Below are 351 nucleotides of genomic sequence, written 5' to 3'. Positions count from 1 at the left end.
CGGTTGTACCAGCTGCGGTCGAAGATGACGATCTCGCCGGCGGCCGGCAGGTGCGGCAAGTAGCGCTGCACGTACATCTGGCTCTTCTCGCGGTCGGTCGGGGCGGGCAGTGCCACCACGCGGAAGATGCGCGGGCTCACGCGCTCGGTCAGCGCCTTGATCGTGCCGCCCTTGCCGGCGCCGTCGCGCCCCTCGAAGACGATGCAGATCTTGCTGCCGCTCTGCACCACCCATTGCTGGAGCTTGACCAGCTCCACATGGAGTTCGCGCAGCGCCGCGAGATAGTCCTTGTTCGACATGCGCGCGCCCGCCTCCGGCGGCGGCGGCGGCGGCGGCGGAGACGGGTACGAG

At 69.8% G+C, this 351-nt stretch carries 1 pseudogene; it reads right to left on the bottom strand.

The features are described 5' to 3' along the window. Window positions 1-299: pseudogene (locus AB4Z35_RS31440) on the bottom strand (polyphosphate kinase 2); the annotation flags it as partial. Between the last annotated feature and the right edge of the window lie 52 nt (window positions 300-351).

The organism is Pseudomonas sp. KB_15, assembly GCF_052114525.1.
Lineage (GTDB): Bacteria > Pseudomonadota > Gammaproteobacteria > Pseudomonadales > Pseudomonadaceae > Aquipseudomonas.
The sequence above is the reverse complement of the archived record's forward strand: the minus strand, read 5'-3'. Positions and strand labels throughout refer to the sequence as shown.